General features: G+C 73.8%; 1 protein-coding gene. It reads right to left on the bottom strand.

Annotated features, from left to right (window positions below; all coding sequences use genetic code 11):
* A partial coding sequence (locus tag J0695_RS42005; protein ID WP_206970053.1) for a GntR family transcriptional regulator occupies positions 1-328 on the bottom strand: 328 nt, incomplete at both ends.

The raw sequence follows: 328 nt of genomic DNA, 5'->3' as shown, positions 1-328 counted from the left end.
CGAGGGGACGCAGTTCGGCCCATCGTTCGGCGGGCACCGTACGGGCCAGCCGCAGCACCACCGGAACCTCGATCAGTGACCGGACCTCGGCCAGTTCGGCCAGTTCCCGGGCGCCCCGCTCGACGACCCTGAAGCCCCGGTTCGGCACGACCTCGACCGCACCCTCCAGGGCGAGCTGCTGCATGGCCTCCCGGACGGGCGTCGCGGAGACCCCGAACCGCTCGGCCAGCACCGGCGCGGAGTACACCACACCGGGCCGCAGGTCACCCGTCACCAGCGCGGCGCGCAGTGCGACAAGGACCTGGCCGCGCACGGAGGACCGCTGGAC

It is taken from the genome of Streptomyces beijiangensis (assembly GCF_017315755.1).
GTDB classification, from domain to species: domain Bacteria; phylum Actinomycetota; class Actinomycetes; order Streptomycetales; family Streptomycetaceae; genus Streptomyces; species Streptomyces beijiangensis.
The sequence above is the reverse complement of the archived record's forward strand: the minus strand, read 5'-3'. Positions and strand labels throughout refer to the sequence as shown.